This window comes from Paenibacillus sp. FSL E2-0178 (assembly GCF_038593005.1).
Lineage (GTDB): Bacteria > Bacillota > Bacilli > Paenibacillales > Paenibacillaceae > Paenibacillus_AQ > Paenibacillus_AQ phytohabitans.
The window spans coordinates 676,383-697,275 of the sequence record NZ_CP151953.1 but is presented as its reverse complement, the minus strand read 5'-3'; the positions used below and the strand labels follow the sequence as shown (position 1 = coordinate 697,275).

Sequence of the window (20,893 nt, the reverse complement as noted above, 5' to 3'; positions counted from 1 at the left end):
TGTAAGAGAACCGAAATCATCTACCCAAGGAGGAATACAGCATGACAGCAGTACTTGAAGTAACCAATCTATGTAAAACCTATATCGTTAATAAAAGCCAGAATAATGTCCTGCGCAATATTAATCTTACGCTTCATGAAGGAGAGTTCGTGTCCGTAATGGGGCCGTCCGGCTCAGGTAAATCGACACTGCTCTACACGGTCAGCGGGATGGACCAGCTTACGGCGGGAGAAGTGGTTTTTGACGGGCAGAGCCTCTCGCAGCTCTCCGAGAAGGGGATGGCTGAGCTGCGGCTGCATAAGATGGGTTTTATCTTTCAGCAGATGCATATGCTGAGCAATCTGTCCGTTTATGATAATATCATTCTATCGGGCTATCAGGCGTTATCCGGGAAGGGAAGCAGGCGCAGCCGCAGTGATGTCAATCAATACGCCGATGCGCTAATGCGGAAGCTGAACATTATTGAAACTGCGGCGCATGACATTACGGAGGTATCCGGGGGACAGCTGCAGCGGGCCTGTATATGCCGGGCGCTGATTAACGAGCCGGCGATGCTGTTTGCCGATGAGCCGACAGGTGCGCTTAACTCAAAAGCTGCGCAGGAAGTAATGAATGAGCTGTGCCGGATCAACCGTGAAGGGACCACACTGATGATTGTGACCCATGATGTGAAGGTCGCCGCACAGAGCGATAAAGTATTATATATGGTGGATGGCAATATTCAGGGCGAGCATGTCCTGGGCAAATATTCGCCGGAGCAGGGTTCGAGGGAACGTGAGCGCAGCCTGACGGGCTGGCTGATGGAGATGGGCTGGTAACAAGCAGCAGGGGGAGATAGCCGTGGCGGATATTCTGATCATTGAAGACAATGCGGAGCTGGCGGAGGTGATCAAGGATTTTTTGCAGGTGGAGGGATATTCTGTATTCATTGCAGCCTCCGGGGAAGAGGGACTGGCATATCTGGAAGTGCATGCGGTTAAGCTGCTGCTGCTTGATATTATGCTGCCGGAGCTTGACGGCTTCGCCGTCTGCAGACTCGCCAGAGAAAAGTTCAATTTGCCGATTTTGATTATGAGCGCACGCCATGGGGATGACAATAAAATTATCGGTCTGGAGCTGGGTGCGGATGACTATCTGGAGAAGCCTTTTTCGGTCAACCTGCTGACAGCCAAGGTCAAAGCGCATCTGCGGCGCAGCTATGATATGAACGATGATAAGCAGCTGCTGGCTGATGGAGACCTTACAGTTAACCGGACCTCGATGATGGTATATAGAGGCGGGCAGCAGCTCGGGATGACGGCCAAGGAATATGAGCTGCTGGTGCTGCTGATGAATAACAAGGGGAAGGCTCTGCGCAAAGAGTGGCTGTTCCAGCAGGTATGGGGGGCAGACAGCTTCAGTGAGCCTTCGACGCTGACGGTACATATGAATAAGCTGCGGGACAAAATCGAACTGAACCCCAAAGAGCCGAGGCGGATTGTAACCGTCTGGGGGGTAGGGTACAAGTATGAAGGCATATAACAAACTGATTCTCTGGACAATACTCGCCGGGTTCATCGTGATTGCCATTCTGAATGCATATGTATCCTACCGGGAAATACGGGAGCCCGGCAAAGCTTACCGGGTGGAGATCAACCGGATCATTGAGCAGGTGCAGCGCGGGGTGCGGCCGGAAGAGATTATACTTACTCCGGGAGATTATACATACGTTAACGGCTTAAGCTGGATAGATCAAGGGGCGGAAGCTCAGGCTGTTGAGCGGTTTTTTGCCGGAATAGGTGTAGCGGATTCATACGAATTCACGGTCAAACCTGTCTATCTGGAGCAGCAGCTGACAGGGTATTTAAGGTTCTCATACCGGTTGCCCGGTGCGGATCACAGCGTATTCCTAATCCTGAATGTGTTCCTGCTGGCGGCGCTTGTGGCTGTAACTGTTCTGCTGTTCTATATCCGGAAGCAGATCCTGCAGCCGTTTCACACCTTACAGGAGTTGCCTTACGAGTTGTCCAGAGGCCAATTAAATACAGGCATGAAGGAGCACCGGAGCCGGTTCTTCGGCCGTTTCGTATGGGGGCTGGACCTGCTGCTGCAGACACTGGATGCCCAGAAGCAGACCAATCTCCGCCTGGAAAAAGACCGCCAGACGCTCGTCGCCGCCCTGTCACATGAACTCAAAACACCAGTCGCTACAATCAGGCTATACGCCAGTGCTCTGGATGGAAGCCTCTATGACAGAGAAGAGAAACGCCAAGCGGCCGCCAGACTGATCGGCCAGAAAGCGGAGCAGATGGAGCAGCTGATCGGGGATATTATCACGGCCTCGGTCTCCTCCCTGCAGGAGATGGAGGTCGTGCCGGGAGAGTTCTACATCAGTGAGTTGATCCGGAAGATTGTCCCGGGTCATAAAGAACGGCTGGAGCTGCTGAAGATAGAGCTGAAGGTGGGGCCTTATCAGGACAAGCTGCTGCTGGGTGATCTGGATAGGCTGCTTGAAGTACTTAATAATCTTATCGAGAATTCGATAAAATACGGCGATGGCGGTAAGGTCAGCATGACCTTCCGGGAAGAGGATTACCGCCAGCTCATCGTCATTGAGAATTCAGGCGAGCCGCTATTGCCGGGCGAGCTGCCCTATATCTTCACCAGCTTCTGGCGCGGCTCCAATGCGGACGGGAAGCCGGGCAACGGCCTCGGCCTATTCATCTGCAAGCAGCTGCTGGTGAAGATGGGCGGCGACATCTTCGCGGAGCCGCTGGAGCATGGAATGCGGTTTGTGCTGGTGCTGCGGTATTGAACCAATAAGACCTGATCAGCGGCGGATAGCCGGATCAGGTCTTTTGGCGTGCGGGCGTGTACAGGCTATGAGCTTACCCGGCGCAAGCCGTAAGCCGGTTATGCCATCAGCAATACGGAGGAAGCTTTGATAATTGCGGTAACAGGAGAGCCTTCCTTCAGTTCCAAATCGCGCAGCGCTTCTACTGAGATAATAGAGGTGAGCTTCTGGCCTCCGGTATCCACCACAACCTTAGCATTGACTTGTCCCTCTTCAATCGACACTACAGTTCCTTCAAACTGGTTTCTGGCGCTGATCTTCATGATTTCACGTTCCTTTCATGTATGGAGTGTATAGATTCTATTTAGTGGTTCTGGATGTTTGCTAATTAGAGAAAATTAATACTGAATATATCTAAACAATACTAAATATATAGATAATCCACAAGTGAAATGCTACCATTGTCGACAAATAGCATAATAGAATATTATTTTAAACGGAAACATGGATTGTATTGGAGGTTTAATGCGATGATTGAGCTGAAATTTGAGGATTATCCTGCGGTTAAAGTTTTCTTTGCCAGTAAGAAGCAGCATATTCCCGCATTGTCAGTCTTGCAGGGGAATTATCCCGGACGGGTATTTGCCGATGATGCAACTGCACCCTCCCTTGCCGTGGTCTGGGCTACAGGGAGATGGATGTATGCTGCCGGTGATATCAGTACAGAGCTGAACAGGATGAAACTGACAGCATTTTTGCAGACCCAAGTGATTCCGGATTGCCGACGGCGGCAAGAGAATTGGTTCGAGATATACACGGATGATTGCGAGGCATGGACGGCGTTATTTAGGCCCGGGTATGCCGGACTACAAGTATATAGACATATGGAATCGGTATATGAGTTCAATCGTGCGAGGTTCAATCCGCTTGAGGGCAAGGTTACGGAAGACGCTTCAGGTAGCAGTGTGACCGTTGACTACAGGCAATTTCCAGTTCTGGAGGAGCATGAAGATGATATGTCCGAAATACATAGCCGCTTCAGCAGCCTGACAACCACCGGAGCTGTGGTGAAGGTAGAGGGTCAGGCAGTCTCTGTCTGTAAGCATAACGGCTTCACCGTTAACAACAGATATTTCATTGATGTGGATACATACTCAGAAGCTGAGCGAGGCAAAGGGCATGGAACGTTTGCCGCACGGTCACTGATTACTTATTACCTGGAGAGAGGCCAGCTACCCTTGTGGGAAACCACACATGAGAATACCGCGTCACATAGGTTGGCACTGAAGCTGGGATTCGAGCCTGTGGAGAGCTATCCGGTGTTTGCTTTTGTCATGGAGAGCCTGGAGCTTAAACTTCAGTCACCGGGGTAATATACAATATAATCCAGTGACAGGAGGAGAGTATTATGAGAACTTTTGGCAGAGGGATGTTGTATTCCATTATCGTGGTAGTCTTTTCGAGAGATGAGGACCGTTCTACCGGATAGAGCTATAATGTTGTACCGGAATTTAGTGAAAGACTGTGCTCCGTTATAATGGAGGCGGTCTTTTTTATTGTAAGCAATTCTATGTTGCATTTGGGTAAGAAAGCCAGTGTTGTACGGAGCGGACTGAGAGGACCCTATTTCCTGAAAAAACCACCTTTTGAGGATGAAGCGGACTGAGATTCCGTTATCTAGTTAAATCGTGCCCCAAATGCACAGTATCGAGTAATATAAGCGATTCTGAGTCCGATGGGTCAGCAAATCATCCTATTCTGCTCAAATAAGGGAATCTCAGTCCGCGTCAGAGGTGGATGGACTTGAAGCCCCCCGCCTAACGGACTAGTATGCAATCTGCGATTAAGCATGGTGCGGTATAACTATAGAGAGACTGGACCTTCTCGCGCAAACCATTCATAATAATAAAGTCACTTGTTAACGGTTCCATAGGGTTCATTACACTAACTACACTCATAAACGGAGGTTCTACGATGAAATACCGCAAGCTGGGAAATACAGGTTTGTCAGTAAGTGAAGTCAGCTTTGGCACTTGGGCAATCGGCGGGGACTGGGGCAGCAGCAGGGATGAAGACGGGCTTAAGGGCTTACAGCTGGCTATGGAGCAGGGCGTTAATTTCTTTGATACTGCCGATGTATACGGCTCCGGGCATGCGGAAGAGCTGCTGGCCAAGGCAACCAAAGGCAAGCAGGATGAGATACATATTGCTACGAAATTCTGCCGTGCCGGTGATATTCATGATCCGGAGAATTACTCTGCGCGCAGAATAAGCGAATATTGTGAACAGAGCCTGCGGCGGCTGGAAAGGGAAGCGATTGATCTGTATCAGGTTCACTGTCCGCCTATGGAAATTCTGCGGGATGGCAGTGTCTTCGGGGCCCTTGACCAATTGAAGGCCGAAGGTAAAATCCGCCACTACGGTGTAAGTGTAGAAACGATAGAGGAAGGACTGCTCTGCCTTGAATATCCGGGAGTAGAGGCGCTTCAGGTGATCTTCAATCTGTTCCGCCAGCAGCCGGCGCTGGAGTTATTACCGCGTGCGGCTGCCCGCGGCGCAGGGATCTTGGTGCGTCTGCCGCTGGCCAGCGGTCTGCTGACCGGCAAGTTCAAGGAGACCAGTACCTTCCAGGAGAACGACCACCGCAGCTTCAACGCGAACGGCGAGCAATTCAACGTTGGTGAGACCTTCGCCGGACTTCCGTTTGTTACCGGAGTGGAACTGGCCCGCAAGCTGGAGTGGATTGCTGAAGGACGCGGCAATATGGCCAGAGCGTCCATGCGCTGGATTCTGGACCATCCGGCCGTCAGCTGCGTGATTCCGGGGTTCAAGAATGAAGTTCAGGTAGCGGATAATCTCGCTACACTTGAAGTCCCTTCCTATAGTTCAGCTGACATGGAGCGCCTGAGCGCATTCTATCAGTCCGAGGTTGTTCCGCATATCCGTGGAGGTGTGTAACCGCACCTTATGAACAATATAACCGTCGGACTGCTTGCACATGTAGATGCCGGCAAGACGACCTTCGCTGAGCAGCTGCTCTACCATACCGAAGCGATCCGCAGCCGGGGCCGGGTGGATCATCAGGATACCTTCATGGATACCCACGAGATTGAAAAAGCGCGCGGTATCACTGTTTTTGCCGATCAGGCGGAATTTATATATAAGGATTCGCGGTATTTCGTGCTGGATACCCCGGGCCATGTTGATTTCTCTCCAGAGATGGAGCGCTGTCTGCAGGTGCTGGATTATGCGGTGGTCATTCTGAGCGCGGTGGAGGGTGTAGAGAGTCATACAGAAACTGTGTGGAAGCTGCTGCGCCGGCATAACATTCCCACCCTGTTCTTCATTAACAAAACCGACCGTGCCGGTGCGGACCCGCAGCGTGTACTCGAAGAGATCCGGCAGCAGCTCAGCGGTAATGCCTTAATGCTGCCGCAGCTGCCGGGGGAGGCGTTGACTGATGAGCTGAGAGCATTTATAGCGGAGCGTGATGACGCGCTGCTGGAGATGTATCTGGAAGGAGCTCTGCCTGACAATGTCTGCCGCAGTGCACTGCCTGACATGTTGAAACGGGGCGACATTTTTCCTTGTATGCAGGGCTCCGCATTGCTTGATCAAGGGGTGGACGGGTTCCTGGAGGTTCTGAACGCGTTAACCTTCACGGAGTACGATCATGAGCTGCCATTTGCGGGGAGAATCTATAAGATCCGCCACGATGACAAAGGCACCCGTATCACCTACATCAAGGCTCTACAGGGAGTACTGAAGAACAGGGACAACTTAATGTATGGACATGGACCGGAACGTGTATCGGCGCGGGTTACCGGAATCCGCAAATACAACGGCACCAAATATATTTCCGCCGATTGGGCTGCCGCAGGGGAGCTGTTCGCGGTTGTAGGGCTTACTGAAGCCCTGCCGGGTGAGGGCGTTGGTGAACTGACGTACTCACAGGAAAGCGGCCTAATTCCTACGCTGAAATCCAAAGTCCTTTTTGAGCCGCCGGTACACCTGAAAGAACTGATGAATGCCTTTGGACAGCTGGGCGCGGAAGATCCTTCGCTCAATGTTAGCTGGGATGAAGAGCTGCAGGAGCTGCATATTCATGTGATGGGCGGAATTCAGCTGGAGATTCTGGAGCAGATCATGGCTGAACGGTTCCGGATCCGGATTGCTTTTGGGCCACCGGAGATTCTCTACAAGGAGACGATCACTGGCACCGTCTACGGCTACGGACATTTCGAACCGCTTGGCCACTACGCTGAGGTTCATCTGAAGCTGGAGGCGGGGGATCGCGGCAGCGGTATTACCTTCATCAACAGCTGTCACCCGGATGATCTGGCCGTGGGCTATCAGCATCAGATTGAGCAGCATTTGCTGGAGAGCAGCCATCACGGCCTGCTGACCGGGTCACCGCTGACTGACCTCAAGATCACCCTGCTTAGCGGCAGAGCGCATAATAAGCATACGAGCGGCGGAGATTTCCGTGAAGCAGCTTACCGGGCCTTACGCCAGGGGCTGGAGCAGGCCGTGAATCTGCTGCTGGAGCCGGTCTATGACCTGAAGCTCCGGATAGATTCAGACTACGTGGGCAAAGTAATGAGTGATATCCAGCAGGCCAGCGGGAGCTTCAATCCACCTGAGATTACGGAGTCCAAGGCTGTCATTACCGGTACGGTTCCAGTGGCAAGCTTCATGAATTATGGGGTGAGACTGGCTTCCATGACCCAGGGCAAGGGTTCGCTGTCGCTTAGAGTCGCCGGTTATCAGCCGTGCCATCAGACCGAAACAGTAATTCAGCAGCGGAATTATAATAAAAATGCCGATCAGGCTTACTCCTCGACCTCGATCTTCTGCGCCAAAGGCCAGGCGTATCCGGTCCCCTGGGATGAAGCGGAGCAGCATATGCATATTAAAGTACGATGAAGGAGCAGATGAACAATGGCTGAAATCATAGATAAAGTTGCCTGGATATATATCGTGGATGGCAAGGTGCTTGGCGCGCGTTCCAAAGGAAAGGACACCTATTATTTCCCCGGAGGCAAACGGGAGTCTGGTGAGAGTGATGCACAGACATTGATCCGGGAGATCGAAGAGGAATTATCTGTTCATATCATACCGGAGACCATTGCAGAATTCGGAAGCTTTGAAGCTCCCGCGCATGGCAAAGCAGAAGGCGTTTCCGTCCGGATGACCTGCCTGACCGCAGAGTTCACGGGTGAACTGAGCCCGGCTTCCGAAATCGAGGAATTGGCCTGGTTAACCTATGAAGACAAAGCGCGCGTGTCAGCTGTCAGTGTGATGATTATGGACAAGCTGAAGGAAATGAAGCTGCTCTCCTAAACCATACCGTTATAAGCCCGTTTCGAGCCGGAAATCCGGTTTGGAATGGGCTTTTTATCTCTTTACCGGCTGCTTTCGGGCAGCCGTCCGCAGACACTTTTACAATTCAGGACATATGTCCTTCCCGAATCCGGCAAACTGGCTTTTAATTAAAGCAGACAGTATATAGAGGAGAGAGACAGATGAAGGGGATAATTTTCGCATTTATAGGCGGGGCCTGCATTACGCTGCAAGGGGTAGCGAATGCAAGAATCAGCCAGGATATTGGTACGTGGCAGGCAGCGACGATCACGCAGTTCACCGGGTTCCTGATGGCGCTGGTCATTGCGCTGATCGTACGGGACGGGAAGAAACACGGCTTCCGTAAGGTTAATCCGTTGTATCTGATCGGCGGCGGATTTGCCGCATTCGTTATTTTCAGTGAGGTTACGGCGATTCAGAGCATCGGTGTCACCTTAACCATCTCTGCTTTGCTGATTGCCCAGCTGTGCCTGACTTTTGTTATCGACATCAAGGGCTGGTTCGGGGTAGCCAAGCAGAAGATGAAGCTGCCGCAGTTTATCGGGATCGGGATGATGATCCTGGGTGTGGTTGTGCTGAAGTTCTGATGATTAGGTCAAGCGGAGGTGAACCTGTGCATGAAGGAAATTCAAGATTCCGGGCGGCTGCAGGCATATCTGCAGAAGCATCAGCTCGATCATATTTTCACAGAGCCGCTCAAACCGCTCTTGTCGCTGCTAAGCTACGATCCGGGAGAGCATATCTGCTCCAAAGGAGACCCTTCAAGCACACTATATGTGCTGGTCAAGGGGAAGCTTAAGATTTACACGACCTCGGCAGAGGGCAGAACACTAATCATCTCATTCAAAACACCGCTGGAGCTTATCGGCGATGTTGAATATATTCAGGGTACGGAAATGCTCAATACGGTAGAGGCGGTATCACCGGTTCACATGATTGCGGTGCCGTACCGCTGGCTGAATAAATATGCGAAGGATCATCCGCCGCTGCTGCATTTTATGCTGGAGATCATCACTCAGAAGTTCTACCGGAAGTCCAGCTTCCTCAGCCTTAATCTGATGCATCCGGTGGATGTGCGGCTGGCCAGCTACCTGCTGTCCATCTCCTACGACGAATCGGATCCGCAATTTACCGGCCAGCTGAATACGATTAATCTGGTGGATACCGCGAATTTCATCGGCACCAGCTACAGGCATTTGAACAGAGTGATCCGGAAGTTCTGCCAGGAAGGGCTGACCGAGCGCAGCTCCGGGGCAATTATCGTCAAGGACAGGGAAGGGCTCTCAGCTCTGGCCAGCCGCAATATTTACGAATAAACCCAGGCAATAAGGCAATACAAATCAGCATATAAGGGAGCAACAGATATGTTAGCAGGAATACTACTCGCGCTGATCGCGGGTGCACTGGTTAGTCTACAGAATATTTTCAATGCCAAGGTCAATGAGCATACAGGCTCCTGGACAACCACCACACTGGTGCTGGGCATGGGGTTCGCAGCTTCACTGATTATGGGGCTGATTATGGAAGGGAAGAACATGTTCACGCTGCAGCATATGCAGCCCTGGTACTGGTTCAGCGGTATGATCGGTGTAGGCGTCGTCATCTGTCTGGTCCAGGCCACCCGAATTCTAGGCGCAACTTATGCCATCTCCATTGTCCTGACTGCTCAGCTCGGCTTCGCCTTACTCTGGGATTCCCTGGGCTGGCTGGGGCTGGAGAAGGTTCCGTTCTCGTTCAACCAGCTGATCGGCGTGCTCATTATCGTCGGGGGTATTCTGGTGTTCAAATTAGGAGGCAAAAGCGATTCTAAAGACTCCGCCGGAGCCATCGAGCGCCGCAGTGCGCTGCATACGGATTAAATTAAATGCTAGGCGCGCACCCGTTCAAAAACGGACTGCGTGCTTTTTTTCAACAGACAAGAATTTATTTGCTTCACACTAGCTGAAAAGATACTGTCTTTATAGGGACGGGTAAGCCGCCGTTTCAGGAGAGATGCGGATAAGTGGAGGGCTTGCTAAGAACGGGTGCTGGTGGGGCTGAAGGTGCTGGTGGTACTGGGAGTGCTCGTGGTACTGATGGTGTTGGAGGTGCTGGAACTGAATCTGGCGATGGTGATGTTCGAATAAGTGAAGAAGCGGACTGACATTCCCTTATTTCATGTAAAAAGCTTCTATTGGTGCGTACGCGGACTGAGATTCCGTTATCCTGTACATTCGGACATAAAATAAGCGTGTTTCGGACACTTAACGGAATCTCAGTCCTCGACATTAGCGAATGAGTCGTGTAGAACCCCGGTATGCTCCCGCAGAAAAAGTGCCTGATTGCCGGTACTCCCGCAAAGCAAAGCAACACCAGGCCAGCCCGGCGCTCAACCGCGTGCAAAAAGCAGACCGCAATACGGTCTGCCGCCATATATACGCCTGCAAAGCAGGCTACACCTGCCCGAGAGAGGCTGCTGTGCTTCCTAGCATCACGCTTTTCCATTTCGCATACGTGTTCCACGCCTGGCCGTTATCCAGCAGATGCTTGCAGGTATAGACGCCTTCCTCAATAGAGTTGACCCTGCCGGCGGCATGGAGCCTGGCTGCACCATTCAGCAGTGTCTGATTGTAGAACGCCAGATGTCCGCCGCCCTGCAGCACTTCCTCGGCGGTACGCAGCTGTCTTTCGGCTGTCCAGTCGACCTCCGGAACGGGCACTTCCAGTCCGAGCGACTCCGGATCAATGATATCCAGCTCCGCCGCTCCATCCTGAATGCGGTATACGCGGTTCGGCCGGTCGATATACAGATCCTCCGAGCCTTCCACGCCTTGAACAACCAGTCCCCGCTGATATCCGAGCTTCACAATCAGCCGGGAGATGCGGTCGAATACCGTATTATGAAAAATGCCGAAGACGATATAAGGTGAACAGGAATAATCAATCAGCTTCTCGGCTGTGTTGAATATCGTACGCAGCCCAATATCTTCACGCAGGCCGCGCAGAGCTCCCAGCGGCGGGCACCACTGCTCCGATTTCGCAAACAGCACACCGCTGGCCTCCGCCGCCTCAATGGCGGCACTGCGGCTCAGACCGGCAATATCAATTCCGGATGCATGAATGATATCCTGCAGCGTAATTCCCCACTTCGGAGGCAAGCCTGCGGAGCCATGCAGGGTAACCGGCAGACCGGCGGCAGACAGCAGGAAGGCAGTAGGGAACGTGGCGATGAAGGAATGAACCCTGCCGTCATAGGGTCCGGCACAATCGATCCCCTGTTGGACAGGTTCCCGTGAGGCATATTTGCGGCAGACCGCGACGAAGGCTTCCAGCTCTTCCAGGCTCTCCAGCTTCATGCGTTCGGCGATCAGGAAAGCGCCAATCTGCACCGGAGAAGCAGTCTGTCCGAGAATGGCTTCCGCCGCATATTCCGCTTCCCCGTAGCTTAAATCCTTGGCACCGCGTTTGCCGCGGGCCACTTCTTTCAGAATATTAATCATATGGAAGTCTCCTTAAGTTTGATCCTGCAGCATCTGATACACCTTGACGATGGAAGTAGCGACATCGACCATCCGTTTCCGTTCGTTCATGGCCTGCTTCCGCAGCAGGTCGTAAGCTTCGGATTCGCTGATGTTCCTGGCTTTGGAGAGAATACCTTTGGCCATGTCGATCCATTTGCGCTCCTCAAGCCGGGATAACAGCTGTTCCCGTTCCTTGAGCCATTGCTGGCGCTCGAAGCATTGCCTGGAGCTGAAGTGAAGAATCCAGTGGATCTCCTGGGGCTGCATCGCCGGAGACAATATTCCGTCCACCATAATATCATCTCCACAGGCAGAGACGGATAACGTTGCGGTCCGCGGGGTACACCACCAGAGTACCGGGGCAACCTTGTGCTGAACCAGAATACTTCTCCAATAGCTGATCTCAGTAACGGGGAGATGGAGAATGAAGGCATCCGTGTCACCGATCAGCGGAAAGACCTGATCTTCCGTAGCAGCCGTTCCGATCACATAACCACAGGAACTGAGGATACTGTCAGGAGTTGGGGAGGAGCGTTCTTCTGCGGAATTCTCTGTTCTGCCCGGATCTATAACTAACAGGGAATGCATAGTTGACGACGCTCCTTTTACATATAATAAGGGGATAAGTCTGCACACCAGTGTAGAATAAGTACAGTCGGGATAAAGATGATGTAATATTATATAACACAGTTCAGGTAATTTTGTCGATGAATTAAAATAATAAAATTTTATATGTCATAATTATTGACGTAATTAGGATGGCTGTAGTATAGTCGTTTTAACAAATTCATCAATTCTGCGAATACAACGATGTATTCGGTTGAAGCGGCAATGGCGCCTGCTTTCACTTAAATCGCAACGGAAGAAGTATGTTTCCGGGCGGAGTGAAGCGGGCTATTTCTGTTGTTTACCTGGAGAGGAGAGAGATACATGTCAGCAATTCGCAAAAAACTGATATTAGTCGGTAACGGAATGGCGGGGGTACGGGCGATTGAGCATCTGCTCAAATTAGCGCCGGAGGTTTATGACATTACAGTCTTTGGTTCGGAGCCGCATCCCAATTATAACCGGATCATGTTGTCTTCTGTTCTTGCAGGCGGTGCAAGCCTTGATGAGATCGTAATCAACGACCTGGAGTGGTACCGGAGCTTCAATATTCAGCTGTATACGGGACACACCGTAACCTCCATTGATCCTGTAGAGCGCAAAGTCCATACGGATAAAGGAATTACTGCAAGTTATGATGAGCTGATTCTGGCAACCGGCTCCAACCCCTTCATGCTGCCGATCCCAGGTGCCGAGAAGGAGGGCGTCATTGCCTTCCGGGATATCAAGGATACACAAATCATGCAGGAGGTATCGCAAAAATATGGCAAAGCGCTGGTGATCGGCGGCGGTCTCCTCGGACTGGAGGCGGCAAGAGGGCTGCTGCATCTGGGGATGGAGGTATCGGTAGTCCACATCCATGAATATATTATGGAGCGCCAGCTGGACGAGTCCGCCTCCGTAATGCTGCGCAAGGAACTGGAAGCCCAGGGAATGAAGTTCCTGCTGAAGAAGCAGTCTGAAGCGGTTCTTGGCAAAAAGCGGGTCAAAGGCCTTTTGTTCGCAGATGGCAGCATTGAAGACGCGGATCTGATTGTGATGGCTGTCGGCATCAAGCCGAATGTAGAGCTTGCCCGCAGCAGCGGGATTGAAGTCAACCGCGGAATCATCGTAAATGACTATATGGAGAGCAGCCTGCCCGGCATCTATGCCGTCGGGGAGTGCGCGGAACACCGGGGTATTGCCTACGGGCTAGTGGCTCCGCTATATGAACAGGGGGCTGTCCTGGCTAAAAGGCTGGCAGGTGTACCAACAGAAGGCTACGCCGGTTCGGTTACCTCTACCAAGCTGAAAGTATCCGGCGTCGATGTGTTCTCGGCAGGACAATTCACCGAACAGCCCGGCACCAAGGCGCTGCGGTTCCAGGATGAGACCGATGGTGTGTATAAGAAGCTGGTCATTCACGGTGATAAACTGATTGGAGCCGTGCTGTTCGGAGATACAGGTGACGGGGCGCAGTTATTCTCGATGATTAAGAAGGGCGAGAATATTAAAGGGGGAGAGAAAGAGCTGCTGCTCGGAATATCTGCTGATGCGCTGGCGCCCAAAGGGAACCGGCTTGAAGGAATGGCAGATGATGAGATCATCTGCGGCTGCAATGGAGTCTCGAAAGGGGCGATTGCCGAGGCGATTACCTCCGGCGGCTGTACCAGTGTAGGGCAGATCAAAGCCTGCACCAAAGCCTCGGCTTCCTGCGGCGGCTGCAAGCCGCTGGTGGAAGGACTGCTGCAGCTATATGCCGGCGAGGCTGCCGTAACGGTCAAAGAAGGAATCTGCGGCTGCACCACGCTCGGGCGGGATGAGATCGTCGCCGAAATCAAGCGGATGAAGCTGATGACCGTCAAGGAGGTCATGAATGTCCTGGAGTGGGGCAATGAAGAAGGCTGCGCCAAATGCCGGCCTTCCCTGAACTACTATCTGGGGATGCTCTATCCTGAAGAATATATTGATGAGAATGAATCGAGATTCACCAATGAGCGTTACCATGCCAATATCCAAAAGGACGGTACGTATTCCGTGGTGCCGAGAATCTACGGCGGTGTTACCTCTCCAGCTGAACTGATCAAGATTGCCCAGGTTGCGGTGAAGTTCGAGGTGCCGCTGGTCAAGTTCACCGGCGGACAACGGCTCGATCTGCTTGGGGTGAAGAAGGAGGACCTGCCGAAGATGTGGGAAGAGCTGGATATGCCCTCCGGTCATGCCTACGGCAAGACACTGCGGACAGTGAAAACCTGTGTCGGCTCCACCTATTGCCGGTTCGGTACGCAGGATGCCCTTGGAATGGGTATCCGGCTGGAACAGGCTTTTGAACGGCTGAACACACCGGGCAAAGTGAAGCTGGCCGTATCCGGATGTCCGCGCAACTGTGCGGAAGCGACAATTAAGGACTTCGGAGTCGTAGCCATTGACGGCGGCTGGGAGCTGCATATCGGCGGTAACGGCGGCGTTCATGTCCGGGCCACGGAGCTGCTCTGCGTGGTGAAGACCGATGATGAGGTGATGGAGTGGGCCAGTGCGTTCCTGCAATATTACCGTGAGAATGCCGGGTGGAATGAACGGACTGCCCAGTGGGTGGAACGTGTCGGGCTTGACAGCATCAAGCAGGCGCTGGAGTCCCGCGAGGCACGATTGGCGCTGCAGGAGAGAATTCAGAAGACGCTTAGTCTTACCACCGATCCATGGAAGCAAATTGTGAATACACCGGAGCTGCGCAAAAATTTCGAACCGATCTCCTTGCCGGAGACAGTCTAAGGGGGCCTTACAAATGACAATGACCAAGATGCTCATTGGTAACTTGAACGATATTGACATCAAGGGATCGCGTAAGTTACGGGTGGGAAATACCGAGATTGCCTTGTTCCGGTTAAGCAGCGGGGAGGTGCTGGCAGTGGAGAATAAATGCCCGCATAAAGGCGGAGTCTTATCCGAAGGGATGGTCTGCGGTTCCAAGGTGCATTGTCCGCTCCATGACTGGCGGATCGATCTCCATAGCGGTGACGTGCAGGCACCCGATACAGGGCATGTGACAACCTATGAGGTGGAGGTTGATCACACCAGCGGCAGCTTGTACCTAACGATATAATTCATCCGAGCATATAAGGGGGATTCCTAATGGACTATGTCAAACCAAGTGAAGTATTGGCCTCAATGATTGAAGCCGGCAAGACCAAAGCGGAACTGGGCATTATGCAGCTGATTGTCCGCGGCAGCCTTGGGGGTGCCATACTGGCCTGTGCCACAACGCTGGCCTTTACCGCCACCGCCCAGACCAAGATCCCGATGGTTGGTGCACTTCTGTTTCCTGTAGGCTTTGTGATGATCATTCTGCTTGGGCTAGAACTCGTCACCGGCAGCTTTGCCCTGGTCCCGCTGGCTGTGCTGGAGAAGCGGACAACAATAAAACGGATGCTGGGCAATTTCTTCTGGGTTATTATCGGGCATCTGATTGGATGCGCAGTATACGCAGCTCTGTATGGACTCACAATTACGAAGATGGGGACGGATATGTCGAATCCGCTGATCCAGACATTAATTACGACCAGTGAGGCTAAGACTACAGCATACAAGAGCATGGGGGCTGAGGGGATGACCCTTGTCTTCATCAAAGCCATGCTCTGCAACTGGATGGTTACGCTGGGTGCGGTAATGGCTATGACCTCGAAGTCCACATCCGGTAAAATCTTCGCCATGTGGCTGCCGATCCTGACCTTCTTCGGGCAAGGCTTCGAGCATACGGTTGTCAACTTCTTCGTTATTCCTGCCGGAATGATGCTTGGCGCGAATGTCAGCTTCGCGGACTGGTGGATCTGGAACGGCATTCCCGTTCTGATCGGCAATTTCGCCGGAGGCCTGCTGTTCACAGGCATTCTTCTCTATCTGTCGCAAAAAAGCTTCAAAGCCGGAGCCTCTTCTGAAGCCGGATTGACGCCGGGACGCGATACAGTGATCTCAGCCACAGCCGCCCTGGAGAAAAGCCTATGAAGCGGGGCAGCATATCCATTGTCGGTGCAGGCCCCGGTGATCCCGAGCTGATTACAGTCAAGGCACTGCGGCGTATTCAGAGTGCAGATGTGATTCTGTATGACCGCCTGGTGAATGAAGAGCTGCTGGGCTATGCCAAAAGCGATGTTCTGCGCATCTACTGCGGCAAAGCGCCCGGACTTCACTCGATGCCGCAGGAATCCACCCAGCAGCTGATGATCAACTATGCTGCAGCCGGATGTCACGTGGTACGCCTGAAAGGCGGAGACCCGTTTGTCTTCGGACGCGGCGGAGAGGAAGCGCTGGAAGCCGCTGCAGCGGGAATCCCATACGAAGTGATTCCCGGGATCACCTCGGCGGTCGGCGCAGCCGCTTCTGCCGGAATCCCGCTGACCCATCGCGGATTGGCGGCTTCATTCGCTATCGTGACGGGCAGCCGTTGCCATGATCAGGACTCTCCGGTACGATGGGATGCACTTGCCCATAGTGTAGACACCCTTGTCATCTATATGGGAGTCAGGAAACTGGGCGAGATTTGTGATCAGCTGCTTAAGCACGGCAAAGATCCGCTGACACCTATTGCCCTGATTGAGAACGGGACAACAGTGCGCGAACGGACAGTGACCGGAACGCTCGGCAGTATCGGCAAACTGGCAGCGGCGATGAGAATCAGCAATCCGGCCATCATCATTATTGGCGAAGTGGTTAAGGTAAGAGAGGAACTGCTCAGCTTGGAAAAGACAGTGCGCTCACAGATCGGCTAGGATATAGTATAATCCCTAATCAGGCGTTGATATGTCCCAAGCACAGGCTTGGGCACGTCAACGCCTGATGATATGTTATATTAATGTCATACCCAAAGTGACTGCTATCACAGGAGTCCGGGCAAAATACACACTATACTGGACACCTGATCGAATTCGCAGGCATTTTGCCCTACAAAGGAGAGAAATATCTGATGCAAATACAACTAAACCCGCTCACCGAAGAACGGCTTGCGCAGAGCCTTGCCGGCCAGCCCGGGCAATTCAAAATGTTCTATGATACAGAGGATTGCGGCTGCAATGGCGTGCTGGTCATCCGGATTGTAAACGGGCCTTCCCCGACGGATATCGTATTTCAAACCGAACCCTTCACCTTTCTGTGTGACCGGCAGCAGGAATCCCTATTCGATGATGTGATGCGTCTGGAAGCAGAGGCAGGCTACCCAGCCTACAAACTGACAAGCGATTCGACATTGTTCGGGAGTAATATCAGGGTGCAGGATGCACGCAACTAACAACGGTATGTAATAGGGCCATCAACCGTGAATAACGGGAGATGGCCTTTCTTTTGAAGCAGGGCAGACTCTTAATAAGCAGTCCATCCGCCATCGGCCGTTACCACCGCTCCATTAATAAAGCTTGCTTCGTCTGAGCCGAGGAACAGGGCAAGCTGCGCGATTTCCTCCGGTTTGCCTGTGCGCGGGTTAAGAGCCAATCCCGGCTGCGTACGTCCCATCCCGAATTCATTAATATGCGTCATGGTAGATCCGATATTGGTCTCCACCCCGCCCGGAGCAATCGCATTGCAGCGGATGCCCTGAGGAGCATACATGAATCCGGTATTCTTGGTGAATCCGACAACCGCATGCTTGGAGGCTGTGTAAGCTGCACCTGCCCGGGCACCAAAAAGTCCGCCTGCGGATGCTACGTTAATGATCACCCCTTGCTGTTTAGCCAAGAAGATAGGGAGTACTTTACGTGTAGCACGCATTACGGATGTAGTATTGACGGCAAAGATGCGGTTCCAGCTGTCATCCTCAATGTCACCTGCCGGTTCAAAGTTATCCATAATCCCTGCGTTGTTCACCAGGATATCTACGGTTCCGTAGGTTTTTACTGTAGTGTCGATCAGGTTCTGGATATCAGATTCATCAGCAACATTTGCTTTCACCGCGAGGGCTTCACCGCCGCCGGACTTAATCTCCCCGGCTACCGTCTCCGCAGCCTCCAAATGAATATCCGCCACTACTACCTTAGCGCCTTCTTTGGCATAGAGAGCCGCAATCGCCTTGCCCATCCCGGATGCCGCCCCGGTCACTATTGCCACTTTGTTCTGAAGTCTCACATGTACGCCTCCCGCTTGAATTATACTTTGTCTGGTCTAGTATCATTTGATCCATGGGGTTTTATACGCCGGGTTGACGCTATACTTCGTGAAGGCTTACCATATAGGCTATATGAACGGAAAGAGGATGAAGTACATGATCGTGATCGGACTGGATATCGGAACCACCTCAATTTCCGGATTGCTCTACGATCTGGAGACACGAACCGTGCTGCATTCGCTGACAGAGGAACAGGCAAGTAAACCCTTCAGCCCGAATCATGAATGGGAACGTCTGCAGGAGCCGGGGATTATTCTGCAGCAGGTTGAACGTATCCTTGGTCTCCTGCTGTCAAGGGAGCCGGAAGCAGCAGGAATCGGCCTGACCGGGCAGATGCACGGGATTGTATATATAGACCAGAGCGGCAATCCTCTGGGCCCGCTCTATACCTGGCAGGATGGGAGAGGCGGCCAGCCTTGTGTGGAGGACAGCAGTTACACTTATGCGCAGAAGCTAAGTCGACTTGCCGGATATCATATAGCTCCCGGCTACGGACTGGCCACTCACTATTATAATTTGCAGCATCAGCTGGTGCCTGAGCACGCAGTCCATTTCTGCACGATTGCGGATTACACCGCGATGAGGCTGGCGAACAGCGCAGTACCTCTAATTGATGCAACGCAGGCGGCCGGCATCGGGGGCTTCAATATACAGACAGGTGATTTTGATCAAATAGCACTCATTCAGGCTGGAATCGATGTGGCGATATTGCCGCAGGTCGTCCCTTCCGGGACTGCAATCGGTGTAACACCACAGGGAATACCTGTGTACACTTCGCTCGGGGACAATCAGGCCAGCTTCCTGGGCAGCGTGCCGCAGCCCGCCGGTTCATTGCTGCTGAACATCGGTACGGGCAGCCAGCTATCGGCCTGGCTTCCTGAATACAACCCTGCTCCGTCAGCAATGGAGGTGCGCCCTTATCCGGGCGGTGGAGTACTCATGGTAGGTGCTGCGCTTAGCGGCGGCAGATCCTATGCTCTGCTGGAAGGCTTCTTCCGGCAGCTGATCACAGCTTACACAGGAGAAGCACCTGCAGATATCTATTCTCTGCTGGCTCAGTTGCTTACGGAAGAGCCAGCAGATGGTATGACCGCCGGACTACAGGTAAATACACAGTTTCTAGGTACAAGAGCAGAGCCGGACAAGCGCGGCAGCATCGAGGGAATCACACTGGATAACTTCACACCTGCCGGACTGGCCCATGCTTTTCTCCAGGGGATGATTGATGAATTATACGGCTTCCTGAAGGATCTGGAGCAGCAGGGGGCGAAGGGGTTCACCCGCCTCATAGGTTCCGGTAATGCATTGCGGAGTAATCCTGTGCTGTGTGCCAAGGCTGAAGCAGCATTCGGAGTGCCGTTCACAGCCGGTGCGCAAACTGAAGAGGCTGCTGTAGGAGCAGCGCTCTGTGCAGCTGTCGGCAGCGGGGTGATCTCCAGTTTCAGGGAAGCTGGTGCTTTTCTTGGAGAATTTTATCATTGACAAAATATATTAATTATGCTATAATTTACATATTAATAGTTTGTGTATATAATAAGATTCTCCCGGCCGGGGGAATCTTATTTTTATATGGGAGGATACACGTTTGAAGCAGAATGAGTCCAGTTTGACTTCCAAAGTAGCAGCGTTTGGCCGAGCCTATCACAGTAAATATGACACACCCAAGATTTTCGATGATTATTTGGCCCAAGACTTGATTTCACCGCAGGAGTTTTCAGACATCCGCAAGAATATGGTGCAGGGCATCTCTTTTTTCAACACAGACATTGCAAATCAACATAAGGATGATCCGGACGCCATTTTGAAATGGATTACACATGTACAGCTGTCTCCGACACCGCTCGCGCGTGCTGCTTACTGTGAGGCCATATTACTGCATGAGCTAACCTTAGGACTGAAGCAGTATGTCATCCTTGGAGCCGGACTTGATACCTTTGGCTACCGTCATCCTGAATTGAAAGACCAGCTGGAGATATTTGAAGTGGACTATCCGGCTACACAGGAGTTCAAGAAGCAGAGGCTTCATGAAGCCCAGTTGGAGATCCCGGGCAATCTTCACTTTGTACCCATGGACTTCACCAGGGAATTCTCTTCTTCCAATCTGATTGGGCAAGGGTTTGATTCACAAGCCAAGACCTTCTTCAGCCTGCTGGGTGTTTCCTACTATCTGACGAAAGAGGAGAATGCCAGACTGATTACTGAAGTATTCGCCGGTCTCCCGGCAGGCAGCTCTATCGTATTTGATTATGCGGATGAGCGGCTTTTTGAAGAGAAGGGACTGTCCGGCCGGGTGGAAAAGATGCTACAGATGGCTGCCGTCAGCGGTGAGCCGATGCAATCCTGCTTCGCTTATCATGAACTGGAGCAGCTGCTGGAGCAAGCAGGCCTGCTGATTTATGAGCACTTGTCCCCTGCGGAGATCAATGACAGGTTCTTCAGCAACCGGAGTGATGCTTTGACCGCTTTTGAGACGATTCATTATATTCATGCGATAAAACAATAATAATTATCCGAATTACA

Annotated in this window: 21 protein-coding genes; 17 read left to right on the top strand and 4 right to left on the bottom strand. The window is 52.3% G+C overall.

The window, feature by feature from the left end:
* The first annotated feature begins 41 nt into the window (after positions 1-41).
* The 3 genes from MHI42_RS02880 to MHI42_RS02870 are packed head-to-tail and all read left to right on the top strand — an operon-like array spanning position 42 to position 2,794.
* Positions 42-818, top strand: coding sequence for an ABC transporter ATP-binding protein (locus MHI42_RS02880; RefSeq protein WP_342422700.1), 777 nt, complete (start codon positions 42-44; stop codon positions 816-818).
* 22 nt (positions 819-840) lie between these two features.
* Positions 841-1,521: a response regulator transcription factor gene (locus tag MHI42_RS02875; RefSeq protein ID WP_342422699.1), complete on the top strand. Its 681-nt coding sequence runs from the start codon at positions 841-843 to the stop codon at positions 1,519-1,521.
* Complete coding sequence (locus MHI42_RS02870) at positions 1,508-2,794, top strand: HAMP domain-containing sensor histidine kinase (protein WP_342422698.1); 1,287 nt, start codon at positions 1,508-1,510, stop codon at positions 2,792-2,794. Before MHI42_RS02875 ends, MHI42_RS02870 begins: the two co-directional genes overlap by 14 nt.
* 98 nt (positions 2,795-2,892) lie before the next feature.
* Here MHI42_RS02870 and MHI42_RS02865 read toward each other — a convergent pair whose 3' ends face one another.
* Positions 2,893-3,096, bottom strand: a complete 204-nt coding sequence (locus MHI42_RS02865; RefSeq protein WP_171719451.1) for a TOBE domain-containing protein — start codon at positions 3,094-3,096, stop codon at positions 2,893-2,895.
* A 207-nt stretch (positions 3,097-3,303) separates the two neighbouring features.
* On the opposite strand from MHI42_RS02865, the gene MHI42_RS02860 reads away from it, so the two are divergent.
* The 7 genes from MHI42_RS02860 to MHI42_RS02830 all read left to right on the top strand — a co-directional run bounded on the left by MHI42_RS02860 (position 3,304) and on the right by MHI42_RS02830 (position 9,996).
* On the top strand, positions 3,304-4,146 hold the full coding sequence (locus MHI42_RS02860; RefSeq protein ID WP_342422697.1) for a GNAT family N-acetyltransferase: 843 nt from the start codon (positions 3,304-3,306) through the stop codon (positions 4,144-4,146).
* A 601-nt stretch (positions 4,147-4,747) separates the two neighbouring features.
* Positions 4,748-5,731 carry an aldo/keto reductase gene (locus tag MHI42_RS02855; protein WP_342422696.1) on the top strand — a complete coding sequence of 328 codons (984 nt, stop codon included), beginning with the start codon at positions 4,748-4,750 and terminating at the stop codon, positions 5,729-5,731.
* Between the two features lie 9 nt (positions 5,732-5,740).
* A complete protein-coding gene (locus MHI42_RS02850) occupies positions 5,741-7,699 on the top strand; it encodes a translation factor GTPase family protein (protein WP_342422695.1) in 1,959 nt (652 codons plus the stop codon).
* Between the two features lie 15 nt (positions 7,700-7,714).
* Positions 7,715-8,116, top strand: coding sequence for an NUDIX domain-containing protein (locus MHI42_RS02845; RefSeq protein ID WP_342422694.1), 402 nt, complete (start codon positions 7,715-7,717; stop codon positions 8,114-8,116).
* A gap of 182 nt (positions 8,117-8,298) precedes the next feature.
* On the top strand, positions 8,299-8,724 hold the full coding sequence (locus tag MHI42_RS02840) for a DMT family transporter (protein ID WP_039291582.1): 426 nt from the start codon (positions 8,299-8,301) through the stop codon (positions 8,722-8,724).
* Positions 8,725-8,754: 30 nt separating this feature from the next.
* Positions 8,755-9,453: a cyclic nucleotide-binding domain-containing protein gene (locus MHI42_RS02835; RefSeq protein ID WP_342422693.1), complete on the top strand. Its 699-nt coding sequence runs from the start codon at positions 8,755-8,757 to the stop codon at positions 9,451-9,453.
* Positions 9,454-9,501: 48 nt separating this feature from the next.
* A complete protein-coding gene (locus tag MHI42_RS02830; protein WP_042137149.1) occupies positions 9,502-9,996 on the top strand; it encodes a DMT family transporter in 495 nt (164 codons plus the stop codon).
* A 573-nt stretch (positions 9,997-10,569) separates the two neighbouring features.
* On the opposite strand, the gene MHI42_RS02825 is transcribed toward MHI42_RS02830, so the two are convergent.
* Together MHI42_RS02825 and MHI42_RS02820 are read right to left on the bottom strand one after the other, a co-directional pair.
* On the bottom strand, positions 10,570-11,616 hold the full coding sequence (locus MHI42_RS02825) for an anthranilate phosphoribosyltransferase (protein ID WP_342422692.1): 1,047 nt from the start codon (positions 11,614-11,616) through the stop codon (positions 10,570-10,572).
* Between the two features lie 12 nt (positions 11,617-11,628).
* Complete coding sequence (locus MHI42_RS02820; protein WP_342422691.1) at positions 11,629-12,225, bottom strand: ANTAR domain-containing protein; 597 nt, start codon at positions 12,223-12,225, stop codon at positions 11,629-11,631.
* Positions 12,226-12,567: 342 nt separating this feature from the next.
* Between MHI42_RS02820 and nirB the strand changes: the two genes are divergently transcribed.
* The 5 genes from nirB to MHI42_RS02795 all read left to right on the top strand — a co-directional run bounded on the left by nirB (position 12,568) and on the right by MHI42_RS02795 (position 17,503).
* Positions 12,568-14,994 carry a nitrite reductase large subunit NirB gene (nirB, locus tag MHI42_RS02815; protein WP_342422690.1) on the top strand — a complete coding sequence of 809 codons (2,427 nt, stop codon included), beginning with the start codon at positions 12,568-12,570 and terminating at the stop codon, positions 14,992-14,994.
* A 19-nt stretch (positions 14,995-15,013) separates the two neighbouring features.
* Positions 15,014-15,325, top strand: a complete 312-nt coding sequence (nirD, locus tag MHI42_RS02810; RefSeq protein WP_039291804.1) for a nitrite reductase small subunit NirD — start codon at positions 15,014-15,016, stop codon at positions 15,323-15,325.
* A 29-nt stretch (positions 15,326-15,354) separates the two neighbouring features.
* Positions 15,355-16,224 (top strand): formate/nitrite transporter family protein, encoded by an 870-nt coding sequence (locus tag MHI42_RS02805; RefSeq protein ID WP_342422689.1) that lies wholly within the window; start codon positions 15,355-15,357, stop codon positions 16,222-16,224.
* On the top strand, positions 16,221-16,988 hold the full coding sequence (gene cobA, locus MHI42_RS02800) for a uroporphyrinogen-III C-methyltransferase (protein WP_342422688.1): 768 nt from the start codon (positions 16,221-16,223) through the stop codon (positions 16,986-16,988). The genes MHI42_RS02805 and cobA overlap by 4 nt, the downstream gene beginning before the upstream one ends.
* Positions 16,989-17,182: 194 nt before the next feature.
* Positions 17,183-17,503: an iron-sulfur cluster biosynthesis family protein gene (locus MHI42_RS02795; RefSeq protein WP_171719461.1), complete on the top strand. Its 321-nt coding sequence runs from the start codon at positions 17,183-17,185 to the stop codon at positions 17,501-17,503.
* Positions 17,504-17,574: 71 nt separating this feature from the next.
* Here MHI42_RS02795 and MHI42_RS02790 read toward each other — a convergent pair whose 3' ends face one another.
* The gene (locus MHI42_RS02790) at positions 17,575-18,333 is read right to left on the bottom strand and encodes an SDR family oxidoreductase (protein WP_039291601.1); all 759 of its coding nucleotides are present in this window, start codon (positions 18,331-18,333) and stop codon (positions 17,575-17,577) included.
* 127 nt (positions 18,334-18,460) lie between these two features.
* Here MHI42_RS02790 and MHI42_RS02785 point away from each other — a divergent pair, with 127 nt between their 5' ends.
* Both MHI42_RS02785 and MHI42_RS02780 read left to right on the top strand, forming a co-directional pair.
* The gene (locus MHI42_RS02785) at positions 18,461-19,855 is read left to right on the top strand and encodes an FGGY family carbohydrate kinase (protein ID WP_342422687.1); all 1,395 of its coding nucleotides are present in this window, start codon (positions 18,461-18,463) and stop codon (positions 19,853-19,855) included.
* A 103-nt stretch (positions 19,856-19,958) separates the two neighbouring features.
* The gene (locus MHI42_RS02780; protein ID WP_342422686.1) at positions 19,959-20,876 is read left to right on the top strand and encodes a class I SAM-dependent methyltransferase; all 918 of its coding nucleotides are present in this window, start codon (positions 19,959-19,961) and stop codon (positions 20,874-20,876) included.
* Positions 20,877-20,893: the final 17 nt, after the last annotated feature.